Source organism: Paraburkholderia sp. SIMBA_053 (genome assembly GCF_046534895.1).
GTDB lineage: Bacteria > Pseudomonadota > Gammaproteobacteria > Burkholderiales > Burkholderiaceae > Paraburkholderia > Paraburkholderia caledonica.
Genome location: NZ_JAWRXU010000037.1, coordinates 1 through 1,507 on the forward strand (window position 1 = coordinate 1; position 1,507 = coordinate 1,507).

The 1,507-nt window shown below is 39.9% G+C and carries 2 protein-coding genes; one reads left to right on the top strand and one right to left on the bottom strand.

The features are described from left to right. A partial coding sequence (locus tag SB753_RS34335) for a hypothetical protein (protein ID WP_410804480.1) occupies positions 1–927 on the top strand: 927 nt, incomplete at its 5' end. 57 nt (positions 928–984) lie between these two features. Here SB753_RS34335 and SB753_RS34340 read toward each other — a convergent pair. Further along, positions 985–1,458 carry a DUF3653 domain-containing protein gene (locus tag SB753_RS34340; protein WP_410804482.1) on the bottom strand — a complete coding sequence of 158 codons (474 nt, stop codon included), beginning with the start codon at positions 1,456–1,458 and terminating at the stop codon, positions 985–987. Between the last annotated feature and the right edge of the window lie 49 nt (positions 1,459–1,507).

The window sequence follows — 1,507 nt, forward strand, 5'->3', positions numbered from 1 at the left end:
GATAAAGCGTCAGAAAAAAGCAGCGTTAAGGAATCTCACGTTGAGTACAACTTAGCACTTGCACAGGATGTATCAGAAGTTCTTCATTCAAAGGACTTTAATAAATATGTTGTGCTCGAAAATTTTCATTACCTGAGCCACGATGTTCAAAAATCATTGTCTTATGACCTTCGAATATTTCAAGACCATCATTTAGTCTTTATTGTTCTAGGTATTTGGCGCGAAGCTAATAGATTGGTTCAATTTAACGGCGACCTTTTGGATCGAGTAACAGAAGTTGCTGTAGAACCTTGGGATAGAGATGATTTTTTACAAGTCATTTCAAAAGGAGAAGAATTGCTCAATGTCGATTTTTCTGATGTAGCAGACAAATTAGTCGATGAATCATTTGATAGTATTGGCGTTGTTCAAGAAATTTGTAAGCTCTGTTGCCAGTTAGCAGGTGTCAGCGCCACAAGCCCTACAAAGGTTCCTATTACGAGAGAACACTTGGCTGAGGCGATGGCCACAAAGGCTCGGGAGTATGGGGTTCGTCACATTCGAAACTTCGAGTCTTTTGTTGATATTCGTGTTCGTGTTAGTGCTCAAAGTGGGAAACCATCATTAGCTTATCCATACTATTTTATTAAACTTCTGCTAACAGAAGATTTTGATGACATCCAAAAAGGTATGGCAAGAGGATACCTTCTTGATGCCATACGTTCCATTCACCATCGTCCAGATGATGTCAGGTCAAGTGATTTAGGGCAGTTTCTTCATAATCTCACTCAACATCAGGTTTCAAAAGGAATTCAACCTCCATTTGTCGATTATGATAGAGGTGGGAAAATTCTTAAAATCATTGACTCTTCTCTCTATTTTTTTCTTAAACACTGTGACAGGGACGAGATTCTAGGAGATATTCCGAATCCTGTTGAAGATATTTAATCAGGGTATGATGGTAAGCAATTGGATAAAATAGCCCCAAATATTTGGGGCTTAATTTTATCTATATTGTGGAATCTTTCTAAGTTGTCGTGCTGCCTTGATAATCTTAGCCTTTGTTCGACGGTCACTCTCTGCGTCTATCTCCATTAAAGCACTTCCGGTAATGATTCGTTCGGGAGTCATGCTCCACCCTCCAGGAGTGACGAGCTTATCGCGAATGAATCGCCAACCTCGCCATGCTTCATCTATCGTTTCAAGATCACATCCACTGTAAATTTTCATGAGTCGCCTGCACTCTGGCGGTATCTCCTGTCCAGCATCCCATCGTGTGATGGTTCTCACAGATTTAAAACATAATTTTGCTGTCTCAGCCCTGCTTAATCCGCACTTAAATTTTCTAAAAATGTAGTTATCTGTAATTTTTCTAGTCATGGTGTCACTGACTGCAATACTCTCTTTGTGAGCGGTTGCATAGTAACGCGCGCGCATATTAGTGTTTACTAAAAAAGTACGCTTAAACTTGTTTAACATAACGTGACCATAATGCGTACTTAACTTGGGGGTGGTTTAGGGCCAGAAT

Excerpts from the sequence above, each read along its gene's own strand:
- SB753_RS34340 (WP_410804482.1), bottom strand. The coding sequence starts at position 1,458 with ATGTTAAACAAGTTTAAGCGTACTTTTTTAGTAAACACTAATATGCGC.